The sequence below is a fragment of the Micromonospora sp. NPDC049359 genome (genome assembly GCF_044466585.1).
GTDB lineage: Bacteria > Actinomycetota > Actinomycetes > Mycobacteriales > Micromonosporaceae > Micromonospora.
This window is the reverse complement of sequence record NZ_JBITMW010000011.1, coordinates 179111-198620: the sequence shown is the minus strand read 5'-3', so window position 1 is coordinate 198620 and position 19510 is coordinate 179111. Positions and strand designations below refer to the sequence as shown.

Below are 19510 nucleotides of genomic sequence, written 5' to 3'. Positions count from 1 at the left end.
TAGTAGGCCGGGCAGGGCGAGAGCGCGAGGCGGGGCGGGGCGGGGCTACCGCTGGGTAGGCAGGGCGGCGTAGCGTCGCGGTTGTGGAACCGGACGTGTTGGGGCTGCCCTACGAGCGGCGGACGATCGACCTGGGCGCCGACGACGAAGGTCCCGTTGTCGCGACCCTGGTCCGGCGGCGGGCCGAGCGGCCCACCGGGCGGGCGGTGCTCTACGTGCACGGGTTCGTCGACTACTTCTTCCAGACCCACCTGGCCGACTTCTTCGCCGAGCGTGGTTGGGACTTCTACGCGCTCGACCTGCGCAAGTACGGTCGTAGTCTGCTCGCGCACCAGACGCCGAACTTCTGCCGCGACATCAGCGACTACTTTCCCGAGCTGGACGCCGCCGCCGACATCATCCGCGGCGAGGACGAGCACGACACCCTGCTGGTGATGGGCCACTCCACCGGCGGCCTGATCATCTCGCTCTGGGCCGACGCCCGCCGCGACGCCGGCATCGTCGACGGCCTGGTCCTGAACAGCCCTTTCTTCGACCTCAACGCTCCCTGGGTGGTCCGTCGACCCCTCGCGGCCGCCGTCGCCCGGCTGGGCCGCAGGGCGCCGCACCGCGTGCTGCCGCTGGGCCTGGGCACGGTGTACGGCGAGAGCCTGCACGCCGACCACCGCGGCGAGTGGACCTATGACCTGGCCTGGAAGCCGCTGGCCGGGTTCCCGGTGCGGGCCGGCTGGCTGAACGCGATCCGCACCGGCCAGCGTCGGCTGCGCGCCGGCCTGGACATCCCGGTGCCGGTGCTGCTGGCCTGCTCGACCCGCTCCTTCCGGGGCAAGAAGTGGCACGACAACGCCACCCTGGCCGACGCGGTGCTGGACGTCGGGCACATGGTGAAGTACGCGCCCCGCCTCGGCCAGCACGTGACCCTGGCCCGCTTCGACGGCGGGTTGCACGACCTCACGCTCTCCGGCCCGGTCGTACGGGCGAAGGTCTTCGACGAGGTCGGTCGCTGGGCCGAGGCGTTCCTGGCCGCCGGCCCCACCGCCCCGGCCGACGACGATGCCGACACCGACGCGCCCACGCTGCCGCAGAGCCGCCGCCCGTCGACCGACACCGCCGAGGCAACAGCGGTCGGCGACTGATCCGACCCAGCTCGGACGACCGCCCGCGCCCAAGCTGTGGTCAGCGACCTGTCCGCCGGCCCGAACGAGCTGACCGCCCCGGGGCGACGGCGCTCAGCGACCGAGCAGCCTCGGAAACGTCGGCGCGCTCGTGCGTCTGACCGGTCCCGCTCGGCGGGCCAGCAGCGCCGAAGGAAGGTGGGCGGTGACTGAGCGGTCGAGCCGGGTTCAGGCGTCGCCGCGCGCGGCCGAGAGGACCGCGCCGATCCGGTCGAAGGTCGCCACCGGGTGCCCGCCGACGCCGGGCAGCACCAGGCCAAGGCAGTACAGCGACACGTCGCCCGTGGCGTCGGCCTGCACGACGAAGACGGGCGCACCCACGTACCCCGGTGGTAGTTCGGTGGTGATCCGCACGTCGTCCCCGTCGCGGACCACGCGCTCGATCGCCACCTCCAGGGGGCGGGAGCCGTCTTCGCGTACCCCATGGGCCAGCACGAAAGCGGAACTGGCGTCGGCGCCGAGGTCGGCGACGGCCTCGGGCCCGGCGGCGATCTCCGCCGGTACCGGCTGCACGCGCCACCGCCAGCCGCCGTCGGCGGCGTAGCGGTGCAGGCCAGCGGTCGGCAGTACCGCGACCCCGTCACCCGGAAAGCTGGACCAACCGGGCACGATCTCGCCCTGGGCGACAGCGTCCGGCGCGACGCCCGCCGGCTCGGTGACGCTCGTCCGCAGGCCCAGCTCACCGCCGGCCGCGCCGACGAGGTCGGCCGCCGTCAGCAGCGCCTCCCCCACCGGGTCGTCGCCGCCCTGGAAGAAGAAGGCGGTGCCGTAGGCGTCGGCTGCCCGGTAGGGCAGGATCGCCCGACCGACGACCTGGCACAGCTCATAGGCGACGCTGCTCTCGGCGTCGGGGTCCAGCAACACCAGCCGAGGGTACGGGGAGACGACCGGCCTCCTCGCGGGAACCCGGATGCCGACCGGAGCCGCCTCGTGAGACTCTGCACGGCAACGTGGAGGCGGCACCCATCGACCCGACACGCGGTGGGTCGGCGGTACCCTTCTGGCGCGACTTCCACGCCGCGCGCCCGTAGCTCAGCGGATAGAGCAGGGGACTTCTAATCCCAAGGCCGCAGGTTCGAATCCTGCCGGGCGCACAGGTAGTTCCGGCCATGCCGGACGCTGGCGCGGCGGTCACGTCATCCGCGTTGGCCCCAACGACCGAGGCGACCGCTCCGTCTTCTGGGTAGCACACCGCGACGCATGACACCCGAGAAACGCATCTACACATCTCCGCGCGACGGGCAACTAGCAGGGAATCAGGTTGCGGAGGCCAGGCCATCAGGAGCCATCGTTCTCCGCATCTTCGGAAGTCTTCACCAAGCTCACTGCCTGCCTGTGGAGATACCGAGATGGTTCAGCCCCTGCCCGATGGTTGGGTGCGTCGTCAACCGTTCGACCAATCCGAAGGGTGTTGCTCAGTAGCGCCAGGCCGACTATCGTTACTCGGCAATATTTGCCGGAGCGCCCAACGCATTCCTGAGGATACTGATGGAAGTTTTTATTAGCTGGTCGGGATCGAGAAGCAATCAGTTGGCCCGGTCTCTTCGTGATTGGCTGCCGGAAGTTATCCAGCAGGTGACCCCGTGGATGTCCACTGAAGACATAGCCAAAGGCCAACGCTGGCTAGCCGAAGTTGGCGCGAGGTTGCAAAAGGGAAGCCAGGGAATAATCTGCGTTACCGCCGAGAACGTCAGCTCTCCATGGCTCAACTTCGAGGCGGGCGCTCTGGCCAAATCTCTCACCGAAGCTCGGGTCCGCCCAGTGCTTCTCAACGTCAAACCAGCCGATGTCACTGGGCCTATCGCCCAGTTTCAGGCCACCATGGCCACCGATAGCGAAGATATGCTCAGGCTTGTCTCGTCCATAAACGAGACATGCTCCGCACCGCTCAGCACCACTCGGCTTCAGAAGGCGTTCGATCGCAGCTGGGCCGATTTCTCGAATGCTGTAGGCGCAATATCCAAGAGCCCGGAGTCGCAGGTCGCCCCGGAGGTGCGCGACACTGGTGACGTGCTGCGAGAAGTTCTTGAAGGAGTGCGGGAACTACTGAGAGTTCGCCCGCAGGACGGCTATTCGGTCGTTCTGATGAGCTACGGAAAGAACGGGATCATTCAGGCAATCAAAGCAGTTCGCCAGACGACCGGAATCGGCCTCAAAGAGGCCAAAGACTTGGTTGAGTCAGCTCCGGCGACTGTTCTACAGAACATCAGCCGCGAAGAGGCAGGACGTGTGGCGGCCATTCTAGAAGCCGAAGGCTGCACAGTTGACATCCGGTGATTCATCCGTCGTCCAGGCGCGCCCGCCCCCACCGGAAGAGGTGTTTCCCGGCCGCCAGGCGGGACGATCGATGTCGGGGTTGCTCCAGGGGCCCGGATCCGCGCCTACGTCGATGCCGTCGCGGAACGCTGCACGATCCCCTTCAACCGGGCCGACGAGGTATCAGCGGCAGCAGCGCAACTAGCGGCCGATCATGGGCTCGTCTGCTACGACCCGCAACAGGAACACCTGCGCCCCACTGCCGCTCACCAAACCTGACCCTGCGCCTGGGTCCGCTGATAGCGTCGCCGCGTGTCGATGTTCCGAACTCCTCAGGTGATTCTCTTCAGCGAGGACGTCCCTCGCGCCGCCGAGTTCTACGGCGGTCTCGGCTTCACCGAGACCTTCCGGGTGCCGACCGAGGGCGAGCCGATCCACATCGACCTGACGCTCGACGGCTACAAGATCGGTATCGCCTCGGTCGCCTCCACGCGCGAGGACCACGGACTCGATCCCGTGCCGCAGGGTCAGCGGGCGGCGGTGATCCTCTGGACCGACGACACCGCCGGCGCGTACGCGGCCCTCACGGCGAACGGTGCCCCCGCCCTGGCCGCACCGCACCGCTGGCTCGACCGCCTGCTGATCGCGTGGACAGCCGACCCGGACGGCAATCCGATCCAGATCGTCCAGCAGCTCTGACGACTCCATTCGTCTGCGGCGCAGGCCGTAGCGGCTACTCGTAGAAGCAGCCGGCGCGCAGGGCGTCCGCGAGGAGTTGCCAGGTCGGTTGCGCCGGGAGAGGTTGGCCGGCACGCCTCTGCAGGCGGCTTCGGTCCTGTAGGAACGCCGCGCACGCCTCCAGGTAGCGGTCTGTGGTCATGTTCTCGACCGCGTCTGGATCGCGAGCGACATCATCAGCTAGCCACCGCAGCCAGGTGACCAGGTCGTCCAGGCTGTCGACCCGCTTCAGCGGACGGTTGTCGTCCTCGGTCATTGCCGCCTCACCAGATGCATCGGACGGCCTTACGTGATCGTGAAGAGCTGCTTGAGCCGGGCCTGGATCAGCGGTAGACCGGCGGTGGAGACGTCGTAGTGGCCCGCCCCTTCCAGGACGGCGAGGTTGACGTCGTTGTCGTTGATCAGCATCTTGTTGACGACGTTCCAGGTGACCGTGGCGGGGCTGGTGATGTCGTCGGTCCCGTACAGCCAGAGGATCGAGCCCGGCAGCGTCGCGTTCTCCAACCTGCCCTGGTTCTCCGCGTAGAACCGCCTGTTCTCGGGCAACGAGTTCGGTGTGTCGCCACGGATGCCGGGATAGGTGGTCAGCCGGTTCGCCGGGGACGCGGCCAGGTAGTTCTGGATGTCCTGCTTGACCAGGCGGTTGAGGTCGTCCAGGCAGGTGCGCCAGTTCTCGCGGTAGAACTTCAGCATGTTCGGGCCGTAGATGACGGTCGGGTCGATGTCGTAGCCGGCGTAGCGTTCGGTCCTGGTGAAGTAGATCGTTTCCGCGTTGGCGAAGACGAGCTGTTCGATCTGGTGTTCCGTCGGCGGGAGACCGGAGCGCGCGGCCCGCTCGATGTCGTTCCACAGGACCCGGTTCATGGCGGGCACGTCCGGTACCGGGGCGAGGGTGATGGTGCCGCGGTACTCCAGGTCGGGATCCGCCATGGCGGCCCGGTCGGAGTAGTACGCCGCGGCCAGGGCGGCGAAGCCGCCTTCCGACCATCCGGCCGGCACCCACTGACCCGACAGCCGGTCGCCGAGGAGTCGCTGCGCGGCCACCGCCGCGTAGACCATCGAATTTCCCTCGCTGGCCAGGTTGTAGTAACCGTGCCCCTCCGGAACACCGTCGGCCACCGGGCCGAGTCCTTCGTAGTCCGGGGCGACCACGGCGATGTTCATTTTCAGTATGGCCGCCAACAGGGCGGCATTCGGTCCGTCGGCCCACTTGCCGTGCTCCTGGAGTTGCACGCTGGGTGCGCACTCCGGGGCCCACCCGACGGTGCCGTGCCCCCAGACCACGAGTGGCCACCCGCCGGCCGGGGGTGCCTGCGTGGGCAGGAACAGCATCGCGGTGGCGTTGATCTGGTCTCCCTGAATGCCGGGCATGCGGTAGACGATGAGTTCGCCGTCGGCCACGTCGGCGATCACCGAGGGGACGTTGCGCAGGGGTGTGGGGGCACCGACCACGTCCCCGTCGGAGGCCACCTCGACGGTGCTGGTCGGACCGCCGTCGGCACCCCACGCCGGCGTGGCGGCGTTCAGCAGCCCGGCCAGCAGAAGAACCACCGCGACCCCGGGCCGGAAGCGGCCCCGGCGGGCGCGTTGTGCGATGGGGTAGCTGATCATCGTGCCCCCGTCGTGGTGAGAGAGCGGTGCCGTCGGGCGTGACGGGGACCCGGATCGGAGCGCCAGGTCGGCGTGGCAGACCGCGCGATCTCGCCAGCACGCCTTCGTACCTTTTCAGGTGTCTTTCCCACCCGTGGCAGGAAGCGAGGATCCTCCGGATCCGGTGCCTACCGAATGAGAATAAGCAGGTGCGGGCGGTGGGGCGGGGGTTTTCCTGGGCTGGCCCCGAGCGTCATGACGAATCGACCCCCGGCGTGGCCGCACCGACGAATCTCGCGCGATGTGCTGGTCTGTAGGCGATAGCGGCTTACGGAAGACTGGCACGATGCGGAAACTGACCTTCGGTATGAGCGTGAGCCTGGACGGCTACGTCGCCGCGCCCGGTGACGACCTCGGATGGGGTGTGCCGAGCGACGAGCTGTTCCAGTTCTGGTCCGACCGGGTGGCGGCGACCGGCACGGCGCTGTACGGGCGCAGACTGTGGGAGGCGATGAGTTCCCACTGGCCGACCGCCGACCAGCAGCCGGGTGCCACACCGGCATCGATCGAGTTCTCCGGCCGCTGGCGGGACATGCCGAAAGTGGTCTTCTCCTCGACGATCGACACGGTCGACTGGAACGCCCGCCTGCACACCGGCGACGCGGTCGCTGAGATCACCCGACTCAAGGACGGGGACGGCGGTCCGCTGGACATCGCCGGCGCCACTCTCGCGGCGACGGCGATGCGAGAGGGGCTGATCGACGAGTACGTGCTGGTCACCCACCCGGTCCTGATCGGCGGCGGCAAACCGTTCTTCACCGCCCTCGACAAGTGGGTGAACCTGAGCCTGGTGGAGACCCGGACGTTCCCTGGCGGCGTGCTCCTGACCAGGTACGAGGTCAAACGCTGAGAACGCAACTCCCGCATCATGATGACCGTGGAAGAGCCCTTCGTGCTGCGATCGCTCGGATCGAGCAGCCAATGGACACTGCATCCCCCAACCGATCCGCACGGCGACGGCTACGTGTGGGTGGTGCGAGCACAGATATCCGACGACGGCGTGACGGCAGAGACCACTGCCACGCTGGCGGGTCGCTGGGCGCCCGAGAACGAAGGTCTTGGTTGGTTCTTCCAGTCTCTGGCGGATGACTGGCGAGGCTGGCGAGGCGGACGGACGTGGCGCTCGCTCGAAGGTGCGATGGAGATTGATGCCCACCACGACGGGAGCGGCCACGTAGCAATCGGCGTGTTGTTGAGGCGGGCCCGGCAGGCATATACCGACGATGCGTGGTCAGCCCGCGTTGTCTTCACGATAGAGGCGGGCGAGGAGATGACCAGTTTGGCGGCCGACGTCCGGGGCCTGCTCGCCGTGCCTTCTGACGAGGATGTGTGATCCTGCCGGGATGGATATCTGGGATCACGACGGCAAGCCATACGAGGTCAACTCGTACTACAACCGGCCCGACGACGCATGGCAGTACGAGCTGGTGGGACTGGCCGGAACACCCGGAACCGGGCCGTACCTCATCGTCAGGATCCCCGACGCGACGCCGAACGATGGGCTGTTCTCACCACGTCCAGCGAGCGACGTGGTGTTCAGGACCGGCGGCAAGATCGCTTTCACCTGCCGACGAACGTCAGGATGGCGTCACGAGGCCGTCGGTACGGGTCGCGCGGCTTGAGGTCCGGGTCGGAGAACTTGGACCGGCAACGAGTTCCGTCAGAAGAGATGCCAGCCGTTGGCGTTCCACCCTCAGTTCCGACCATGCCGAGTCATGCAGCCGCAGCACGTTGGCGAGCAGGTCGCCCGGGTAGTAGTCACCTTCGGCCAGCGGATCGCTGAGCAGAACGTGTACCGCACGGGGCAGCAGGGCGGGCACAGCGATCTCCTGCCCGAGCATGATCCGCAGGTCTTCGGCCGTGAACTCAGCCAACGGTTTACGCCGCAACTCGCTGCAGCGCGTGATGAGGAACGTGGCATCCGGACCGGGATCCGGCCACCTGTCCCGCTCAAGCTCCTCGATCGTCGTCACGGCGGTCAGGGTAGTCCGCGCGCCACACAGCAGGTCTGCTGCCTGTGACGTTCGCTCGGCAGGGATTGCCCCCGGTCAGTTGGCAAAATGGCGTTGCCCGCGTGTACGTTCTCCCGGCCGCCCCACAGGTGGTGACGTGGCAGCCGATCGGGAGACTTCTGTGGGTGTTCTCTACGACTACTTCCGAGCTTCGGACGACGAGGCCGTCGCAAAGCTGATGGCCGTCACCGATGGCGGCCCGGTGGTGTGCGCGGGAGATTCGCCCGTCGAGGATGCTGTGGACGGCAAAGGGATCGATCCGCCCGTCGTCCTCGGCCAGGTCGTCTCGTTCGCCCTCGACGTGCCATGGGAACCCAACCTTGTCGGGGAACGGCTCATCTGGCCGGACGGTGCTGCTGAGGACCGTGAGTACGAAGGACCGTGGGTCGTCGTGTTGAGCGATCGCACCCGGGACGTGCTTGCGGAAATCCCGGATGACCAGTTGCCGGGCCTGGCTGAGCGGTAGTCACACATCGAGGAGCTGTCCCAATACAGCGACACGGGACCTGAGGCCATGCTGTCGCGCTTGCGGGAGTTCGTTGGACTGGCCCGCCGAGCGCGCACAAACGGGGAACACATCTACTGCTGGATCTGCCTCTAGTTGCCAGCCGTCCGAGATACAGCCCCGCAGCCGGCCAAGGCGCAAGATGGACCCATCCGGTTGCTGGTGCTTGGCGGAACCTGGTTCGTGGGGCATGCCGTCGTTACGACTGCTATCAGTGCCGGCTGGGAGGTGACGACTTTCAACCGCGGTACCTCAGATCCCTTCCTGGAAGCCGTGCGGAACATCAGAGGCGACCGGACCCGTCATGCGGACGTCGTTGCTCTGGCGACCGCCGGGCCTTGGGATGCCGTTGTCGACACCTCGGGCTACGTGCCAAGGAACGTCCTCGACGTCGCTCACGCGCTCGCCCCCGTTGCCCATCGCTACGTATTCGTGTCGACGCTCAGCGTCTATCGAGACTGGCCGGTCAAGCCGCTGAGCGAGCAATCTGAGGTGCTTTACTGCCCACCGGACGCCTGCCCCGACTACGGCACGGACACCGAGGACGGACCGACCCGCTACGGCTATCAGAAAGCCGGCTGCGAGACAGCCGCACTCGCTGCGTTCGGAGCGGACCGAGCCACAATCCTGCGGGCTGGTGTCGTGCTCGGCCCGCGTGAATACGTCGGCCGCCTGCCCTGGTGGCTAGGCCGCGTGGCCGTTGGCGGCGAGGTGCTAGCGCCAGGCTCGCCCAACCGGACAGTTCAGCCGATCGACGTACGCGACCTGGCCGCGTTCGCGCTGCGCAGCATCACCGACGACTTGATTGGCACGTTCAACATCTGCGCACCGGTGGGTAACGCGACCTTTGGCGAACTACTGGCGGACTGCGCCCACTCGACAAGGAGCGATGCCTCATTCACCTGGATTCCTGACGACTTTCTGCTCGCTCAGGGCGTCCGGCAGTGGTCCGAGCTGCCGCTCTGGCGCACCTTCGACGGCGTGTGGAACGTCGACACCGCTGCCGCACAGACCGCCGGCCTCCGCACCCGACCTCTCGAATTGACCGTGCGGGACACCTGGCGGTGGTTGGTCGACAGCGAGGACACCGGCAACCACGAGCGGGCCGCCGAAATCGGGATCAGCCGAGAGAAGGAAGCACAGGTGTTGGCCGCCTGGCACCGCTCACACGACCGGTCGAGCTGACGGCCGAGCGCTCGCACCGCGCTGAAGATGACGACGGGCTACAAGCCTTGATGCCAGTGCTGCGCACGTAGACCTCCCGCTTGTCGGTGGCCGTGCCCTTCGCGTCGAGGACGTAGCCGGTCAACCACACCCACCCGTGGTATGCGTCGACCGCGCCGATCGACACGAGCCGTACGCGGAGCACGCGGTCTCCGCTGAACTGCACCGAACACGCCGCACCGATCAGCACGACATCACCCGCCTTGAACGCGGTCACGGCACCCACCCGAGGAAGCGGAGCCGAAGGGCCTCCGGTGGCGCGCAGCTCATGTCCTGGCGGGCAGAGGCGAAGCACATGCCCAGGTAGAGCTTCAGCGCGCACGAAGCTTCCGCGTACTCGCCCCGCAGTTCCTCTCGTCGCGCGACGCACGGCCAGGGCCGGTCGCACGTCTCGCAGAGCCAGAGCGGCAGGGTCGGCCCGCCGCGTCATTGGTCCTCGCCCGGCCAGAGGCCCCGATTGATGGGGATGCGGTGGCGAGAGTGGCAGGGCAGCTCCACACCACAGCGGCACACGTAACGCCAACGTTCCCAACTCCAGGCCGGACGGTGACGGCGGGCGAGGGTCAGTGCCGTCGACAGCAGATAGTCATCGAAATTGACCCTTCGCATCCGGCCTCCTACCGACTGTCAACCTCTCTGCCGTCACCGCAGCGCTGTACGTATGTGTACGTCCATAGACGTACTGGAGGTCTAGACGTCCATGGACGTGCCCTAAGTTGCGTTCATGATCGATCCGCTGTCTCCGACGCCGATGTACGTGCAGCTCGCAGACGTGATCGCCAAACGGATCGAGACCGGCGAGCTGCCACCGAAGCGACCGATCCCCAGCGAGTCCACGCTTCAGCAGGAGTACGGCGTCGCCCGCGGCACGGTCCGGGCGGCAGTGCGCCTGCTGCGCGAGCGCGGACTGGTCATGACCGTGCCGCAGCGCGGGACCTACGTGAGCGACAAGTAGTCGGAACGGGTGTCTACGGGCGACCCGGCCCGCGGCGTTAATAGGGCGTGACGTTCGAGGAATACGCGTTCGCCCGCACCTCGGCGCTGGTGCGGCTCGCGCGGCTGCTGACCGGCGACGAGCATCGGGCCGAGGACCTGGTTCAGGATGTCCTGGCCCGGGCGTACGCCCGCTGGGGGCGTATCTCGCGGACGGATCAGCCGGATGCCTACGTCCGGCGCATGCTCGTCAACGCCCACCACTCGTGGTGGCGTCGTCGTAGCAGCCGGGAGGTCACCGTCGCCGCCGTACTCGATCGGGCGGGTGACGTGGACGAGGCCGCCGGCGTCGCCGAGCGCGACGCGCTGTGGCGGCTCGTGTCCGACCTGCCGGCGCGTCAGCGCACCGTGATCGTCCTGCGCTACTACGAGGATCTCGACGACATGACGATCGCCGGGATCCTCGCCTGCTCGACCGGCACGGTACGCACCCACGCGAAGCGCGCCCTGACGACGCTGCGCAGACGGCAGGAAGCACCAACCCCCGCACGGGCAGGAGACCTCTGATGGTCAGCGACCTCGATCGGCGGCTCGCCGCCACGCTCGCGCATCGCGCCGGTGGCGACATCGATCCGACGCCCATCGTCGAGCACGCCCGCCAGAACGGCCGTCGTCTGCGGCGACGTCGCCGTGGGCTGCTCGCCGCGAGCGCGGCGGCGGCGTGTGTGGCCCTCGCCGCGGTGGGCCTGACCATCCCCAGCGCCGACGACCCGATACCGCCAGCCACAACGCTCCTGCTGCCGGAGGCAACCGTGCAGAACGGGCTGGCCGTCGGCGCCGACCCCACCACCGTGCACTTCTCGGCGGACGCGCTGGTCGGTGGTGCCGAATACGCGACGTGGCGGGCGGGACGCGGCTCCGAGAGCGTCGAGTTCCGGGGCCCGGACGGCGCGGCGCGTGTCGCGCTGGCGCGCAACGTCGCGGCGCTGGACGCGTTGCCGCAGACCCTGTCCTCGTCGGGCCGGCCGCAGCCCCAGATCGACGTGCGGGTCGGCGGCCGGCCAGGGGTCGCCTGGTTCGATCCGTCCGGCGACCAGAAGCTGTGGTTCGTCCGCTGGCAGCCCACCGACGGGCTCTGGGCGCAATTGGACACGTACGCGCCCACCAGCGACGAGGCCATCGCCACGGCGGGCCGGGTGCGGTTCGACGGTGCCCGCCGCTGCGTGGTGCCGTTCCGCCTGGAGTCGCTGCCGGCCGGCGCACGGCTGCTCGAATGCTCGGTCACCCTCGGCCGGTCGGAGAAGGCCGCCTTCGTCGAGGGTTCGCTCGTCGTCGGCGACGACGCCGGCCGCTGGCTGACAGTCCGGGCGCAGCCCGCTCCGGGCCAGCAGGTCAGGTCCGCCGACCTCGTGGCGGGCTCGTACCGGGCCCGTCGCCAGGGCAGCGACGTCCTGGAGATGACCGTCGAACCCTGCTTCGTCGAGGCGTTCCGCAAGGGCTGGGGAAACGGTTACACCGAGGCGGACGGCCTGGCGATCCTCGGCGGGTACCGGCCGACTGGCGACCTGGCCCGCCCCGACACCTGGCGGTAAGGCCAACCAGGCCGCACCGGAAGACGGTGCCGGTCCGTCGTGGCGGTGCCATATGCTGCGCGCGTTCGACACGGGGGCACGGGGAGAAACACATGCGACGGAACGGCTGGGCGGCGCTCACGGCTGCGTTCCTCACGTTGGTGCTAACGGGCTGCGGCACGCCGGCCGGCACGGATGGTGACCTGGCCGACGACTGGCGGCCGATGGCGGCGGCGCAGCAGTTCGTCCCGAAGGCCGACGAGTGTCACCCCACCGCCGAAACCACGTCGTACCTGAGCAGCTACTCCCCCGTCGACTGCGCGACGACCCACAAGGTGGAAACCTTCCACGTCGGCACCTTCACCGGCGCTCTGGCCACCCGCACCGCGCCACCCAAGACGGAGTCGGCGACGTTGCGGTCGACCTTCGCCGACTGCGACAAGCGCGCGAAGCAGTTCGTGGGCGGCGACTGGCGCGACGCCCGACTCTCGGTGCAGGTCACGGTGGCGTCGCCGGCCGCCTGGTCGGGTGGCGCGCGCTGGTACCGGTGCGACATCTTCGAGCTGGACGAGGTCAACGGCCCGAACGGCGAGAGCGACGCGGCGATCCAGCGGGGCGGATCGCTGCGCAACGCCCTGGCCAGCCGCTCCCCGCTGCACTACGGGTGCATGAACGAGGACAAGTGGCACATGCTGCGGCCGGTCGCCTGCACCGCCGGACATCAGTTCGAGTACGCCGGCACCTGGATGGCGCCGGATCGCTCCTGGTTTGACTCGACCCGGGACGAGGACTCCATCCACGCTGCCTGCCGCAAGGTCATCGCCCGGTACGCGAAATTGCCGGTGGACGGCGACCTGATCTACCGCACCGGCACCTCGTACCGCTTTCCGAACCGCTCGCTGTGGGAGCGCGGTGATCGCGGCGTGCGCTGCTACTACTGGTCCGGCGGCACCAACGTCAAGCGTTCGATCGCCGGCGGCGGCACGAAGGCGCTGCCGATCCAGTACCAGTAAGGCGGCTCAGCTCGGCCCCAGCAGCGCCGCCAGCGCGGCGTCGCCCTGCCCGAGCTGCGATCCGCCGGGCGGTGCCACCACCAGGAAGCGCCGGCAGGCGTCGAGTTCGACGTACCACTCGGGCCCGTTGTCGTCGACGGCCCGGAGCACCGCGAAGCGGGACGCCGGGGTCGCGCAGTCGGCCGCCGGTCGCGTGCCGGCCAACGCCCGCAGCACGGCCGCCTGCCGCTCGGGCGGCAGCGGCCGGCCGTACACGAAGTCACCGGCCGGTTTGCCGCCACCGCGCTCGGACGGGGGCACCTGGTAGACGCAGAGCCGCAGCGGCCCGGTCTTCGGCGCGGTGCCGGGCGCGACCCGGGCGGGACCACCGATGGTGGCCTCTACCCACACCATGTCCGCCCACCGCTGCGCGCATCCGGCGGCCTCGGCCGCCGCAGATTCGACAACTCCGAGGGTACGGCTGTCGACGGTGGTCAACCGCAGCCCGTCCAGCGCCGCGCGGACCTCCGGGCGCGGCTTGCCGCAGACATCCATCGGCAGGTACGGGCGCAACCAGCGGCCCCGGTCGTCGAGCAGCGCCAGCCAGGGCGGGACGAGCATGTCGGCGGTGCAGGCGACCTCCCCGCGGCCGCGTGTCTCGTCGGCCAGGCCCAGGGCGGCGACCACTTCACCGATGTCGTCGGCGCGGCGCTCGGTGGCCACCTGCTCCCGTCCACCAGCGGCCCCCGGCACGATTTGTCGCCCGCAGAGCACGGCGGCGACCGGCGTGAACGCCGGGTCGATCCGGCCGACACGCGGCTCGACCCCGGCCGGCGGCGACGTCGCCGATCCTGGGGGTACGGGCAGCACGACGCCCGCCTGCGGGGCGATCTCGGCGCAGGAGGTCCACTTCTCGGCGATCTCGGCCGGGCCGGGGCCCTTCGGCGTGTCGACCGGTCTGGCGCAGCCGGTCAGTACCAGGCCGCACAACCCCAGACCGAGCAGCGTCCCCACCAGTTTCGTTCCGCCCGGGCGCATCCCGCTCACCACCTCTCCACCGCCGGATGAGACGGCCGGGCGGCCGGCGGGGTTCCCGCGTGACGCCGCCAACCACGGGTGACACCGCCCGCCGCCGTCGGAGCTTCCCTCGGCAGAATGGGCGGATGGCACATCTGGGACTGGTCGCGCTGCTCGTGAACGAGTACGACGAGGCGATCGACTTCTACGTCGGCGGGCTCGGCTTCGAGTTGGTGGAGGACACGCCTCGCCCGGACGGCTCACGCTGGGTGGTCGTCCGACCTCCCGGGGCTCGGGAGACGGCCCTGCTGCTGGCTCGGGCGGGCAACGCCGAACAACGGGCACGGGTGGGCGACCAGACCGGCGGCCGGGTCGGCCTGTTCCTGCACACCGAGGACTTCGCCGCAGCTCACGCCCGGATGGTCGGGGCCGGCGTGCGGTTCCTCGAGGAGCCGCGGCACGAGGCGTACGGGTCGGTGGCGGTCTTCGTCGACCTCTACGGCAACCGCTGGGACCTGATCCAACCCCGCAGCGCAGAGTGACGACAAGGCGACACCACGCGCACGGTGGGTGAACGCTCACCGTCCGCCATGCTATTCTCCGATGTCGATCTCCGCCGCGCGGACCCGGGACCGGGTCGTTGTCGGAAGGACACCTCCCGATGCCGGCGACTGCCGCCCCGACCGTGCCACCGCCCACCCTGGACAATCCTGCCGGCGGGGCGTTCAGTTTCATCTTCACCACCCTGCCGGCCCTGCTGCGGCTGACGTGCGGGCTGGTCGGCGCCGCCGTGGCGCTGTCGGTGCGTACCCCGCCGGTGGACGCGGCCCTGCTGCTGCCCGGCGTGGCCGCGCTGACCGGGTGGTCGCTCTGGTACGCGGTCCGCGCGCTGCGCCACGGGATCACGCCAGCGCTGGTCGCCGGTGACGTCGCGATCACCGCAGTGGCCTGCCTGCTCATCCCCCGCCTGGTGGCGCCCGAGGTGTTGCCCGGCGAGGGCAGTTGGATCGCGGTGCTCGCCAGCACCACGGTGATCAACGCGCAGGCCACCGCCAGGGTCCGCTGGTCGATCCCGGCCGGACTGCTGGTGACCGCGGCCTACGTGACGGGCGCGCAGGCGGCCGGCGATGTCACCGAGGCCCGCGCACACGCCGCCACCCTGCTCGTGCAGACGGCCTGCACCGCGATGATGACGGGGGTGATGCGCCGCCGGATCGGCCGGGCCGACGACGCGTTCGCCGAGCACCAGCGGCTGACCCGGGAGGCGCTGGTCGCCCGGACCGCCCGGGAGGCGGAGCGCCAGCAGAACCGGGACCTGCACGACACGGTGCTCGGCACCCTGACCATGGTGGGGCTGGGCGCGGTACCCGGCCCGTCGGCCACGTTCCGTGAGCGGTGCGCCGCCGACCTGCGTACCCTCGTCGCGTTGACCGACCGCGGCCCGACGCCCGGCGACGGCCCGGTGCCGCTCGACGAGCGGCTGCGCACGGTGCCCGACCGGCTGCCCGAGCTGCCGGTGAGCCTGCAGCTGACCGCCTGCGCGGTGCCCGCCGGGGTGGCCGACGCGATCACCGAGAGTGCCTACGCGGCGCTGTCCAACGTGGTCCGGCACGCCCCGGGCGCGCGGACCACACTGCGGCTGAGCCGCGACGCGGTCGCCATCGTGGCCGAGGTGGTCGACGACGGCCCCGGCTTCGACCCGGCCACCGTCCCCGCGCACCGGTACGGTCTGCGCGAGTCGATCCAGGGGCGGATGGCGGCGGTCGGCGGGCGGGCCGAGGTGTGTTCCGCGCCCGGCGCCGGCACCCGGATTCGACTGGAGTGGCCCGGTGGCGGCTGACCTCGGCGCGACGGCGGACCGCGCCGGCATTCGTGCCCTACCGGTGCCTCGACCCGGCCCGGTCGACGGGCCCGAGCAGTCGGTGCTCGCCGCGCCCGCCGCCGTGGCCCAGGCCTCCGACCGGGGTGCCCGGATCGTCGCCGTCGCCATCGCGCTGGCCTGGCACGTCGCGATCGGACTGCCGGCGGTGCTGGCGACCCGCGCGCAGTTCTCCGCACCGACGGTCGTGCTCGGCGGCTGGGTGCTGGTCGCCGTGACCGGGGCGGTGGCCGGCGTCCGGCTGCTGCGCGGCACGCCACTGCCGCCGTGGCCGCTCGCCGGGGTGCTGGTCGCCGTCGACGCGGCGGTCTTCGCGGCGGTCGGCGAGCCACACCTGTTCACCGCCGCCAACTGGGTGTGGGGCACGCTCGGCTGGTTCTTCGTGCTCGCCGTGTGGGGGCGGCGGGTCGGCGGTCTCGTCGCGCTGCTGACCACGCACGCGATGATCGCGCTCACCGCCGTCCTCGCGTACGCGCCGAGCGCGGCCGATCTGGCCCGCTACACGATGTACGTCTACGGCACGTTCACGCTGCCGGTGGCGGTCTTCGCCGGCAGCGCGGTGATCGTCGGTCTGGCCCGGGACCGGGCCGCCGCAGCCGCGGCGATGCACACGATCGCCGCCGAACGGGCCGCCGCCGAGCAGGGCCGGCAGGAACGTCGTGACCGGCTCGCCCTGGTGGGCGCGGCGGCCGGGCGGGTGCTCGGCGAGCTGGCCGCCGGGGAGGCGGACCCGGCCGACCCGGAGGTGCAGAGCCGGTGCGTACTGGCCGCGGCCCGGCTGCGTCGCCTGATCGCCGAATCCGACGACGTGCCCGACCCGCTCCTGCACGAGCTACGGGCCGCCGTGGACCTGGCCGAACGCAACGGGTTGCCGATCGACCTGGTCGCCATCGGCAACCCGCCGCCACTGCCGGTGGAGATCCGTCGCCGGCTGGCCGACCCGCTCACCAGCCTGCTCGCCGACGCCCGGGAGTGGGCCCGCCTGACCGTGGTGTCCGGCCCGGACGAGGTGGTGGTCAGCCTCGTCACGCCGGACCGGGAGGGGCCGGACGCGACCGGCCCGCCCACCGAACACCAGGACGGGCCGGTGCAGCACCTTTACGAACGGGACGGGGACATCAGATGGGCGCAGACCCGGTGGTCGGGATGACCGGTGACCGGCCGGTCGGGGTGGCGATCGTCGACGACCATCCGGTGGTCGTCGACGGGGTACGCGCCTGGCTCGCCAGCGAACCGCGACTGACCGTGCTGGCCACCGGGGACGACCCGGACGAGGTACTGCGCGCCGCGCCGGACGCCGACGTCGTCCTGCTCGATCTGCGGCTGCACGGCCGGATGGCGCTGGACAAGCTGGCCGAGTTGAGCGCCACCGGGCGGCGGGTGGTGGTCTACTCGGAGCACACCGACCCGGAGACCATGCTCGCCGCGTTGGACGCCGGGGCGGTGGCGTTCCTGGCCAAGCACGAGGGCCGCGAACACTGCGTAGCGACCGTGCTGGCCGCGGCGAGTGACCGCCCGTACGTGCCTCCGGCGCTGGCCGGCGCGATGGTCGGCGACCCGAGACCGGACCGACCGGCACTGTCCGACAAGGAGCGGGAGGCCCTGCTGCTCTGGTTCCAGTCGATGTCCAAGGCGTCGGTGGCGCGTCGGATGCAGATCAGCGAGCACACCGTGAAGCAGTACGTTGACCGCGCGCGGATCAAGTACACCCGGGCGGGGCGACCGGCAGCCACAAAGGCGGCGCTGCTCGCCCGTGCGATCGAGGACGGCCTCGTCCGCCCGGAGGAGATCGGCATCTACCGGTCACAGGCGACGCACGACCGGCCGACCCCCTAACGGGCGTCATGACAGTGGCCGACGGATCGGCGAAGCTCAACGCACAGCCAGTTCACCGGGAGGTCGTGACGATGCAGGCCGACGCGTCCCCCTTCTTCATCGGCCCGCACCGGTTCGACGCGCCGGACGACGACGCCGGCCCCACCCTCGACCGGCGGTACGACATGCGCCCGCTGCCCGGCGAGAAGGTGCTCGGGCGGCACCGGCTGCTCGTGGCGGGCTACCTGCTCGGGCCGACGGAGACACGATGTGCCTGGCAGCTCCCCGGGCCCGTCTCGGTGACCGTCACCGACCAGCGGATCTGCTGGGTGGGCACCGGCTCGCAGCTCTCGCTGGTCGCCGACGACGCTCCCCGGCCCCGGCCGACCGGCCGCGTGACCGGCCTGATGACCGGCCAGATCCGCTGGCAGTGGCCGTCCCGGCTGGAGCTGCCCGCCGAGCCGCCACAACTGATGATCGTCTGCGACGCGTTGCGGACGATCCAGCAGCCGGCGCTGGCCCTGGGTGGGTCACCGGGTGAGGTCGTCGCGCTGGCCCAGCAGGTCCGCCGGGCGGTGGCCATGTTCCGCCTGACCCGCCCGCAACTGGTGGACCTCTCCGCCCAGGAGCGCGACGTCCTGCTGCTGCGGGCCGGCCCCGCGCTGCTCGCCGGGGACACCCGGATCACCCTGCCCGGCTCGCTGCCGGTGGAGTTCCGCTCCCGCGACGACTACTACCGCTCGGGGCCGGAACCCAGCTCCTGGGACGGCTTCGCCGACGGCACGTCCGGGCGTAACTGACGCGAACGCCGGCCGTCCTCAGAGGCTGGGGGCGCGCTCCTCCCCTTCGGCGTCCAGCGCGGCAGCCTCCTGTGGCGTCGGCGCGCTCCCACCGAGGTGCGCCGGCAGCCACCAGGTGTCCTCCGGGCCGGCCGGCGCGTCCGGGTACTCGCGCTGGGCCCGCTCCACGAGCGCGCTCAGCCGGGTGGTCAACTCGGCGGCCAGCACGTTCGGGTCCGGAAAGTCCGCCGGCAGGATCGGCTCGCCGATGAGGATCGTGATGGGCGTGTGCCGGCGGGTGAGGGTGCGGGGACGGCCCTTGGTCCAGAGTCGCTGGGTGCCCCACAGCGCGACCGGCAGCACCGGCACCTTCGCCGAACGGGCCATCCGGACGGTGCCGCTCTTGAGTTCCTTGACGGTGAACGACCGGCTGATCGTGGCCTCGGGGAAGACGCCCACCACCTCCCCGCGCTTGAGCGCGTCGACGGCCGTACGGAACGAGGCCGCGCCCGCCTGCCGGTCCACCGGGATGTGGCGCATGCCGCGCATCAGCGGACCGGAGATCCGGTGCGCGAACACCGACTGCTTGGCCATGAACCGGACGAGCCGACCGGAGGCGTTCGCGCCCAACCCGGCGAAGATGAAGTCGAGGTAGCTGACGTGGTTGCTGGCCAGCACCGCCCCGCCCGTGCGGGGTACGTGGTGGGCGCCCTCGATGGTGATCTTCAGGTCGAGGACCCGGAACAACGTCTTGGCAGCGGCGATAACGGGCGGGTACACGAGCTCCGGCATCCGCAGAATCTACCGTGCCCGGCTGGGGATCGCCTGGGTGGCGGCGACGCGGGTGGCGCGCCTGGGTGGCGGCCCGGCGGCGACGCGGGTGGCGCGCCTGGGTGGCGGCCCGGCGGCGACGCGGGTGGCGCGCCTGGGTGGCGGCCCGGCGGCGACGCGGGTGGCGCGCCTG

General features: G+C 70.4%; 24 protein-coding genes and 1 tRNA gene. 18 read left to right on the top strand and 7 right to left on the bottom strand.

Going from position 1 to position 19510, the window contains the following annotated elements; translation table 11 throughout:
* Positions 1–83 precede the first annotated feature (83 nt).
* Positions 84–1136, top strand: a complete 1053-nt coding sequence (locus tag ACIBTX_RS24610) for an alpha/beta hydrolase (protein WP_357133636.1) — start codon at positions 84–86, stop codon at positions 1134–1136.
* Between the two features lie 207 nt (positions 1137–1343).
* On the opposite strand, the gene ACIBTX_RS24605 is transcribed toward ACIBTX_RS24610, so the two are convergent.
* Complete coding sequence (locus tag ACIBTX_RS24605; RefSeq protein ID WP_396833060.1) at positions 1344–2039, bottom strand: hypothetical protein; 696 nt, start codon at positions 2037–2039, stop codon at positions 1344–1346.
* 157 nt (positions 2040–2196) lie between these two features.
* Here ACIBTX_RS24605 and ACIBTX_RS24600 point away from each other — a divergent pair.
* The 3 genes from ACIBTX_RS24600 to ACIBTX_RS24590 all read left to right on the top strand — a co-directional run bounded on the left by ACIBTX_RS24600 (position 2197) and on the right by ACIBTX_RS24590 (position 4130).
* Positions 2197–2269: transfer RNA gene (locus tag ACIBTX_RS24600), tRNA-Arg, on the top strand.
* Between the two features lie 394 nt (positions 2270–2663).
* Complete coding sequence (locus tag ACIBTX_RS24595; RefSeq protein WP_357133640.1) at positions 2664–3452, top strand: ribosomal protein L7/L12; 789 nt, start codon at positions 2664–2666, stop codon at positions 3450–3452.
* A gap of 297 nt (positions 3453–3749) precedes the next feature.
* Entirely contained in the window at positions 3750–4130 is a 381-nt protein-coding gene (locus ACIBTX_RS24590) for a VOC family protein (RefSeq protein ID WP_357133695.1), read from the top strand.
* 34 nt (positions 4131–4164) lie between these two features.
* Here the strand turns inward: ACIBTX_RS24590 and ACIBTX_RS24585 are convergent, their stop codons facing one another.
* Together ACIBTX_RS24585 and ACIBTX_RS24580 are read right to left on the bottom strand one after the other, a co-directional pair.
* Positions 4165–4425 (bottom strand): hypothetical protein, encoded by a 261-nt coding sequence (locus ACIBTX_RS24585; RefSeq protein WP_357133642.1) that lies wholly within the window; start codon positions 4423–4425, stop codon positions 4165–4167.
* Between the two features lie 29 nt (positions 4426–4454).
* A complete protein-coding gene (locus ACIBTX_RS24580; protein WP_363661194.1) occupies positions 4455–5780 on the bottom strand; it encodes a hypothetical protein in 1326 nt (441 codons plus the stop codon).
* A gap of 325 nt (positions 5781–6105) precedes the next feature.
* Between ACIBTX_RS24580 and ACIBTX_RS24575 the strand changes: the two genes are divergently transcribed.
* Genes ACIBTX_RS24575 through ACIBTX_RS24565 form a run of 3 tightly spaced genes read left to right on the top strand, consistent with a single transcriptional unit; the run spans position 6106 to position 7441 of the window.
* Positions 6106–6669 carry a dihydrofolate reductase family protein gene (locus ACIBTX_RS24575; protein WP_357133646.1) on the top strand — a complete coding sequence of 188 codons (564 nt, stop codon included), beginning with the start codon at positions 6106–6108 and terminating at the stop codon, positions 6667–6669.
* A 27-nt stretch (positions 6670–6696) separates the two neighbouring features.
* Entirely contained in the window at positions 6697–7152 is a 456-nt protein-coding gene (locus tag ACIBTX_RS24570; RefSeq protein WP_357133648.1) for a DUF6228 family protein, read from the top strand.
* A gap of 10 nt (positions 7153–7162) precedes the next feature.
* On the top strand, positions 7163–7441 hold the full coding sequence (locus tag ACIBTX_RS24565) for a hypothetical protein (RefSeq protein ID WP_357133650.1): 279 nt from the start codon (positions 7163–7165) through the stop codon (positions 7439–7441).
* Here the strand turns inward: ACIBTX_RS24565 and ACIBTX_RS24560 are convergent.
* On the bottom strand, positions 7397–7792 hold the full coding sequence (locus tag ACIBTX_RS24560) for a contact-dependent growth inhibition system immunity protein (protein WP_396833059.1): 396 nt from the start codon (positions 7790–7792) through the stop codon (positions 7397–7399). The two genes, ACIBTX_RS24565 and ACIBTX_RS24560, sit on opposite strands and share 45 nt — an antisense overlap.
* Before the next feature lie 160 nt (positions 7793–7952).
* On the opposite strand from ACIBTX_RS24560, the gene ACIBTX_RS24555 reads away from it, so the two are divergent.
* Both ACIBTX_RS24555 and ACIBTX_RS24550 read left to right on the top strand, forming a co-directional pair.
* A complete protein-coding gene (locus ACIBTX_RS24555; RefSeq protein WP_357421898.1) occupies positions 7953–8297 on the top strand; it encodes a hypothetical protein in 345 nt (114 codons plus the stop codon).
* A 189-nt stretch (positions 8298–8486) separates the two neighbouring features.
* Positions 8487–9521 (top strand): NAD-dependent epimerase/dehydratase family protein, encoded by a 1035-nt coding sequence (locus ACIBTX_RS24550; RefSeq protein WP_357133697.1) that lies wholly within the window; start codon positions 8487–8489, stop codon positions 9519–9521.
* Here ACIBTX_RS24550 and ACIBTX_RS24545 read toward each other — a convergent pair.
* Positions 9457–9777: a hypothetical protein gene (locus tag ACIBTX_RS24545; RefSeq protein ID WP_357133656.1), complete on the bottom strand. Its 321-nt coding sequence runs from the start codon at positions 9775–9777 to the stop codon at positions 9457–9459. The two genes, ACIBTX_RS24550 and ACIBTX_RS24545, sit on opposite strands and share 65 nt — an antisense overlap.
* Positions 9778–10284: 507 nt before the next feature.
* Between ACIBTX_RS24545 and ACIBTX_RS24540 the strand changes: the two genes are divergently transcribed.
* The 4 genes from ACIBTX_RS24540 to ACIBTX_RS24525 all read left to right on the top strand — a co-directional run bounded on the left by ACIBTX_RS24540 (position 10285) and on the right by ACIBTX_RS24525 (position 13077).
* Positions 10285–10515 carry a GntR family transcriptional regulator gene (locus tag ACIBTX_RS24540; RefSeq protein WP_357133660.1) on the top strand — a complete coding sequence of 77 codons (231 nt, stop codon included), beginning with the start codon at positions 10285–10287 and terminating at the stop codon, positions 10513–10515.
* Between the two features lie 47 nt (positions 10516–10562).
* Positions 10563–11060 (top strand): SigE family RNA polymerase sigma factor, encoded by a 498-nt coding sequence (locus tag ACIBTX_RS24535; RefSeq protein WP_357398614.1) that lies wholly within the window; start codon positions 10563–10565, stop codon positions 11058–11060.
* Positions 11060–12085 (top strand): hypothetical protein, encoded by a 1026-nt coding sequence (locus tag ACIBTX_RS24530; RefSeq protein WP_396833058.1) that lies wholly within the window; start codon positions 11060–11062, stop codon positions 12083–12085. The genes ACIBTX_RS24535 and ACIBTX_RS24530 overlap by 1 nt, the downstream gene beginning before the upstream one ends.
* 92 nt (positions 12086–12177) lie before the next feature.
* A complete protein-coding gene (locus tag ACIBTX_RS24525) occupies positions 12178–13077 on the top strand; it encodes a septum formation family protein (protein WP_396833057.1) in 900 nt (299 codons plus the stop codon).
* 6 nt (positions 13078–13083) lie between these two features.
* Here the strand turns inward: ACIBTX_RS24525 and ACIBTX_RS24520 are convergent, their stop codons facing one another.
* Positions 13084–14103 (bottom strand): hypothetical protein, encoded by a 1020-nt coding sequence (locus tag ACIBTX_RS24520; protein WP_357133668.1) that lies wholly within the window; start codon positions 14101–14103, stop codon positions 13084–13086.
* A gap of 116 nt (positions 14104–14219) precedes the next feature.
* Here ACIBTX_RS24520 and ACIBTX_RS24515 point away from each other — a divergent pair, with 116 nt between their 5' ends.
* The 5 genes from ACIBTX_RS24515 to ACIBTX_RS24495 all read left to right on the top strand — a co-directional run bounded on the left by ACIBTX_RS24515 (position 14220) and on the right by ACIBTX_RS24495 (position 18567).
* A complete protein-coding gene (locus tag ACIBTX_RS24515) occupies positions 14220–14615 on the top strand; it encodes a VOC family protein (RefSeq protein ID WP_355052246.1) in 396 nt (131 codons plus the stop codon).
* 119 nt (positions 14616–14734) lie between these two features.
* The gene (locus ACIBTX_RS24510) at positions 14735–15913 is read left to right on the top strand and encodes an ATP-binding protein (protein ID WP_357174700.1); all 1179 of its coding nucleotides are present in this window, start codon (positions 14735–14737) and stop codon (positions 15911–15913) included.
* Positions 15903–17102 carry a hypothetical protein gene (locus ACIBTX_RS24505; protein ID WP_396833056.1) on the top strand — a complete coding sequence of 400 codons (1200 nt, stop codon included), beginning with the start codon at positions 15903–15905 and terminating at the stop codon, positions 17100–17102. The genes ACIBTX_RS24510 and ACIBTX_RS24505 overlap by 11 nt, the downstream gene beginning before the upstream one ends.
* Positions 17075–17788, top strand: a complete 714-nt coding sequence (locus tag ACIBTX_RS24500; RefSeq protein WP_357133672.1) for a response regulator transcription factor — start codon at positions 17075–17077, stop codon at positions 17786–17788. The genes ACIBTX_RS24505 and ACIBTX_RS24500 overlap by 28 nt, the downstream gene beginning before the upstream one ends.
* A 71-nt stretch (positions 17789–17859) precedes the next feature.
* Complete coding sequence (locus ACIBTX_RS24495; protein ID WP_357133674.1) at positions 17860–18567, top strand: hypothetical protein; 708 nt, start codon at positions 17860–17862, stop codon at positions 18565–18567.
* Between the two features lie 18 nt (positions 18568–18585).
* Here the strand turns inward: ACIBTX_RS24495 and ACIBTX_RS24490 are convergent, their stop codons facing one another.
* Positions 18586–19338: a lysophospholipid acyltransferase family protein gene (locus tag ACIBTX_RS24490; protein ID WP_357133676.1), complete on the bottom strand. Its 753-nt coding sequence runs from the start codon at positions 19336–19338 to the stop codon at positions 18586–18588.
* Between the last annotated feature and the right edge of the window lie 172 nt (positions 19339–19510).

What these genes read in the sequence shown, in the direction of transcription:
- ACIBTX_RS24595 (WP_357133640.1), top strand. Translation starts at nt 2,664, where the DNA reads ATGGAAGTTTTTATTAGCTGGTCGGGATCGAGAAGCAATCAGTTGGCC.
- ACIBTX_RS24590 (WP_357133695.1), top strand. Translation starts at nt 3,750, where the DNA reads ATGTTCCGAACTCCTCAGGTGATTCTCTTCAGCGAGGACGTCCCTCGC.
- ACIBTX_RS24585 (WP_357133642.1), bottom strand. Translation starts at nt 4,425, where the DNA reads ATGACCGAGGACGACAACCGTCCGCTGAAGCGGGTCGACAGCCTGGAC.
- ACIBTX_RS24580 (WP_363661194.1), bottom strand. Translation starts at nt 5,780, where the DNA reads ATGATCAGCTACCCCATCGCACAACGCGCCCGCCGGGGCCGCTTCCGG.
- ACIBTX_RS24575 (WP_357133646.1), top strand. Translation starts at nt 6,106, where the DNA reads ATGCGGAAACTGACCTTCGGTATGAGCGTGAGCCTGGACGGCTACGTC.
- ACIBTX_RS24565 (WP_357133650.1), top strand. Translation starts at nt 7,163, where the DNA reads ATGGATATCTGGGATCACGACGGCAAGCCATACGAGGTCAACTCGTAC.
- ACIBTX_RS24540 (WP_357133660.1), top strand. Translation starts at nt 10,285, where the DNA reads ATGATCGATCCGCTGTCTCCGACGCCGATGTACGTGCAGCTCGCAGAC.
- ACIBTX_RS24530 (WP_396833058.1), top strand. Translation starts at nt 11,060, where the DNA reads ATGGTCAGCGACCTCGATCGGCGGCTCGCCGCCACGCTCGCGCATCGC.
- ACIBTX_RS24525 (WP_396833057.1), top strand. Translation starts at nt 12,178, where the DNA reads ATGCGACGGAACGGCTGGGCGGCGCTCACGGCTGCGTTCCTCACGTTG.
- ACIBTX_RS24515 (WP_355052246.1), top strand. Translation starts at nt 14,220, where the DNA reads ATGGCACATCTGGGACTGGTCGCGCTGCTCGTGAACGAGTACGACGAG.
- ACIBTX_RS24510 (WP_357174700.1), top strand. Translation starts at nt 14,735, where the DNA reads ATGCCGGCGACTGCCGCCCCGACCGTGCCACCGCCCACCCTGGACAAT.
- ACIBTX_RS24500 (WP_357133672.1), top strand. Translation starts at nt 17,075, where the DNA reads ATGGGCGCAGACCCGGTGGTCGGGATGACCGGTGACCGGCCGGTCGGG.
- ACIBTX_RS24495 (WP_357133674.1), top strand. Translation starts at nt 17,860, where the DNA reads ATGCAGGCCGACGCGTCCCCCTTCTTCATCGGCCCGCACCGGTTCGAC.
- ACIBTX_RS24490 (WP_357133676.1), bottom strand. Translation starts at nt 19,338, where the DNA reads ATGCCGGAGCTCGTGTACCCGCCCGTTATCGCCGCTGCCAAGACGTTG.